Consider the following 4006-nt stretch of genomic DNA (forward strand, 5'->3'; position numbering starts at 1 on the left):
CCCCTTCCCACCCCATGCCGAACGAGCAACCATCCGCATGACCCAGATTTCCGTCGTCACCCTGGCCAAAGGCCGTCCCGATCACCTCGTCAACCTCGTCCGCGGCCTGATGCAGCAGACGGTGCCACCCGTCGAACTGATCGTCGCGGTGATGCAGGACGATCTGTACGTGCTGCCCGAAGCGCCCTTCCCGATCCGGCAGATGCAGATCGTCGCCGACACCCTGCCGCTCGCGGAGGCGCGCAACGCCGCAGCCCGTGCCGCGACCAGCGACATGATCGTCTTTCTCGACATGGACTGCATCCCGACACCGACGCTCCTCGCCGACTATGCCGGGTTCCTGGGGGAGTATGATGGCCTGTTGATGGGTGAGGTGATGTACCTGCCGGGCGGTGCCACGTCTGGTGACTGGTCGTTCGACCGCTTCACCGAGGTCGCCGTAAAGCATTCCGACCGGCGTGGTCCCCCGCCCCGCGGGATCGAGCGATGCGAGGACTATCGCTGCTTCTGGTCGCTCAACTTCGCGATGCGGCGCGACACCTTTTTGCAGGTCGGCGGCTTCGACGAACGCTATGCCGGCTATGGCGGCGAGGATACCGATTTCGGCAAAACCCTGGACCAGGCGGGCGTGCCGATCGCCTGGGTCAAGGGCGCTCTGGCCTATCACCAATATCACCCCCACCACATGCCGCCCGTCCATCATCTGGACAGCGTCGTCCGCAATGCGCAACTGTTCGAGGAGAAATGGGGCTATCGCACCATGGGCCACTGGCTGCACGCCTTTGGCCTGATGGGGCTGATCGACCATGGCCCGGGCCGGCCGATCCGCATCCTGCGCCGCCCCGACGCCGACGATCTGGCGCTGACCGGGCAGCAGAGCCACCAGCCCTATGCCAACACCGCCACCGTCATTCGCCTGCTGGAAGCGCGCGTCGCGGCATGAGGATCGCGATCCTCGGCCATGTCCGTCAGCGCATCGCGCAACCCTTTGCCGGAGGTATGGAATCGCACTGCTGGCATCTGGCTGCAGGGCTTCAGGCGCGTGGGCATGACGTTATCCTGTTCGCATCCGGCGACAGCGACGCCCGCTTCACCATCGATCCTGTTCTGCCGACCCATTACGAGGCGACATTCCCCTGGGCGGAGCATCGCGGTTCCGCCCCGCTGATCGCCCATCTCGATGATGGCTATGAGGCGGCGTGCGATCGTATCGCCGCCGGCGGTTTCGATGTCGTACACAATAACAGCCTCCACCGTTTCCCCTTGGAGCCGCGCCGGACCACCGCGGTGCCCACCGTCACCTCGCTGCACGTGCCGCCCTATGACGCGCTGCACTGGTTCGTCCGGGCCAGCGCGGTGCCGACCCACCGCCTGACCGTCACCTCTGCCGGGCAACTCGCCGCATGGTGGCCGGAAGGCGCGCCGCCCCAGGCATCGGTGCTGCACAACGGCATCGATCCCGCGCTCTGGCCCTTTGTGGGCCAGGGTGACGGCAGCGCCGCATGGTGCGGGCGGATGACTCCCAACAAGGGGCCGCATCTGGCCGCGCAGGCGGCGCGGATCGCGGGCGTGCCCCTGACCCTGTTCGGCCCGATCGAAGACCCCGATTACTGGCATGCCGAGGTGGCGCCGCTGCTTGACGGGACGATCCGCTATGGCGGGCATCTGGACGGCGCGGCGCTGGCTGCCGAAATCGGCCGCGCCTCGGTGTTCGTCTTCACGCCGTGCTGGGACGAGCCGTTTGGGCTGGTCGCGGTGGAGGCGATGGCATGTGGCCTGCCGGTCGCCGCATTCGACATGGGCGCCGCGCGCGAGGTGATCGGCGAAGCCGGGTGCTTCGCGCCCGCCGGTGACGTCCCCGCTCTGGCAAAAGCGATCATCGCGGCGAGGGCACTGCCGCGCCACCTTCCCCGTCAACGCGTCGAGCGCGCCTTCACCCGCGACATCTGGCTGGACCGCTGCGAGGCCCTGTACCGCGATGTGGCCACCACCCGGCCATCGCTCGCCGCATGACTGACGCGAACGGCATCCGGCAAATCCTGGATCAAGTGTATCGCACCCATGTCGCGCCCGGCGACACCTACGCGCTGGTCGACTTTCCCGATCATGCCAATGTCGGTGACAGCGCGATATGGTTGGGCGAGATCGCGATGCTGCGCGCGGTCACCGGGCGTGATCCCGCCTATGTCTCGACCTGGCACGACTTCGATGCCGAGGCTTTCCGCCGCGCCTGTCCGGCGGGCACGCTGTTCCTGCATGGCGGGGGCAATCTCGGAGATATCTGGCCGCATCATCAGCATTTCCGTGAGCAGATCCTAGCCGATGTCCGCGATCGTCCGGTGGTGCAATTGCCGCAATCCATCCACTTCCGGCATCCGGACAATGCGGCGCGCTTCGCCACGCTTGCCGCCGCCCACCCCGATTTCACGCTCTACGTGCGTGATCGCCCAAGCGTGGCGTTCGCGAACAGCCATCTCGCCTGTTCGGCGCATCTCGCCTCGGACTCGGCGTTCGCGCTCGGTCCGCAAACCCGTATGCCGGCTGATTGCGACGTGCTGATGCTGCTGCGTACCGATGACGAGCGGCGCGATCATGTCGCGATGCCATCGGCGTCAGCAGTCGTGGTGGACTGGTTGGACGACGAACCCGGCCTGCCCGCCTTTCACGAGGCGCAGGCCAAAGCGCGCGTCGATCGCGGTCTGCGCCTGCTGTCGACCGGGCGGGTGATCGTGACCGACCGGCTGCACGGCCATATCCTCGCCGATCTGCTCGGCATTCCCCATGTCGTGCTCGACAATGATTACGGCAAGATCGCCGCATATCTGGCGGCATGGCCGGGATCGGAACGCGTGCCGGCAATCCGCGCGACGACCATGGAGGAGGCGGAGCGCGCCGCCGCCCAGTTGGCATGACCGACGTCTCGCTGCTGATCTGCACGCGCAACCGCAGCGCCTCGCTCGTCGCGACGCTGGCGTCGGTCGCGCATGCCGCCACATGCTCGCCCGAAGTCGCGGTCGAGGTGATCCTGGTCGATAACGGGTCCAGCGACGATACGCCCACGGTGTTGGCGGCCTGGCGTGCAGCACAGTCCTTCCCGGTTCGGCTGATACGGGAAGATCGCCCCGGCCTTGCCGCGGCGCGTAACGCCGGGCTGGCGCAGGCGCGCGGACGGATCATCGCGATGACCGACGATGATTGCGTGCTGCACCGGGACTACTTCGCCGCGCTCGTCCGCGTCTTTGCGGAGGTGCAGGCGCCGGCGGTGATCGGCGGGCGCATCCTGCTCGGCGATCCGCGCGACCTGATGGTCACGGTGAAACTGGAGGATCATCCGATGGTCGCCGACCCCCGCGGGTTTCCCGGCGGCTTCGTCATGGGCGCCAATCTGGCGTTCGGCGCGGACGTATTGGCGATGGTGGGGTCGTTCGATGAACGCTTCGGCGCCGGCGCACGCTTCATCGCGGCAGAGGATACCGATTTCCTGTTCCGCGCCACGGGCCTGGGCGTACCCCTGCGCTACGATCCGCGCATCACGGTGGACCATCATCATGGGCGCCGGGACAGGCGGGAGGAACGGCGCCTGCTGACCGGCTACAGCTTCGGTGACGGAGCGCTATACGCCAAGCATCTGTTTCGTGATACGCGGGTGATCCGTGCGATCCTGCGCGATATCGCCGATCTGCGCCACGACCTCATCGATCCGGTGACCACCCATGCCGATATCCGGCGCTTCTACCGCTTCCGGCTGATGCACAAGGCGCGGGGTCTGTGCGCCTATTGGTGTCGGCCGCGGTCTCACCAGGCCATCGCGATCGACACCGTGGCATAGGGCAACAGCGTGGCGGTGGTGCCCGCCGGCGCATCCAGTCGCCGCAGTCGATCGTCACGGAACAGCGCCAGTATCTCGGCCTGCAGCGTGGCCTTGGCGCTGCCGATCCGCACCGGTTGCGCCAGTGAAAGTCCGCCACTGGCATAGGCGCGGTTGCCGCTTCCCGCCGCATAGAAG

5 protein-coding genes are annotated in these 4006 nt (G+C 67.1%); 4 read left to right on the forward strand and 1 reads right to left on the reverse strand.

Annotation, left to right across the window (positions count from 1 at the left end):
* From Q0U08_RS18385 to Q0U08_RS18400, 4 genes are all read left to right on the forward strand, one after another.
* Positions 1 to 943, forward strand: a 943-nt coding sequence (locus Q0U08_RS18385; protein ID WP_367271161.1) for a glycosyltransferase family 2 protein, incomplete at its 5' end; no start/stop codon positions are given.
* On the forward strand, positions 940 to 2013 hold the full coding sequence (locus tag Q0U08_RS18390) for a glycosyltransferase (RefSeq protein ID WP_298093132.1): 1074 nt from the start codon (positions 940 to 942) through the stop codon (positions 2011 to 2013). The genes Q0U08_RS18385 and Q0U08_RS18390, both read left to right, overlap by 4 nt.
* Positions 2010 to 2912, forward strand: coding sequence for a polysaccharide pyruvyl transferase family protein (locus tag Q0U08_RS18395; protein WP_298093134.1), 903 nt, complete (start codon positions 2010 to 2012; stop codon positions 2910 to 2912). The genes Q0U08_RS18390 and Q0U08_RS18395 overlap by 4 nt, the downstream gene beginning before the upstream one ends.
* On the forward strand, positions 2909 to 3829 hold the full coding sequence (locus Q0U08_RS18400; RefSeq protein ID WP_298093136.1) for a glycosyltransferase: 921 nt from the start codon (positions 2909 to 2911) through the stop codon (positions 3827 to 3829). The genes Q0U08_RS18395 and Q0U08_RS18400 overlap by 4 nt, the downstream gene beginning before the upstream one ends.
* Here Q0U08_RS18400 and Q0U08_RS18405 read toward each other — a convergent pair.
* Positions 3796 to 4006 (reverse strand): hypothetical protein (locus tag Q0U08_RS18405; protein WP_298093138.1); only part of this gene is annotated, 211 nt, incomplete at its 5' end. The genes Q0U08_RS18400 and Q0U08_RS18405 overlap by 34 nt on opposite strands.

It is taken from the genome of uncultured Sphingomonas sp. (assembly GCF_946477935.1).
GTDB lineage: Bacteria > Pseudomonadota > Alphaproteobacteria > Sphingomonadales > Sphingomonadaceae > Sphingomonas.

Bases quoted from the DNA above. Each gene is read 5' to 3' on its own strand.
- Q0U08_RS18400 (WP_298093136.1), top strand. From the start codon at position 2,909: ATGACCGACGTCTCGCTGCTGATCTGCACGCGCAACCGCAGCGCCTCG.
- Q0U08_RS18395 (WP_298093134.1), top strand. From the start codon at position 2,010: ATGACTGACGCGAACGGCATCCGGCAAATCCTGGATCAAGTGTATCGC.
- Q0U08_RS18390 (WP_298093132.1), top strand. From the start codon at position 940: ATGAGGATCGCGATCCTCGGCCATGTCCGTCAGCGCATCGCGCAACCC.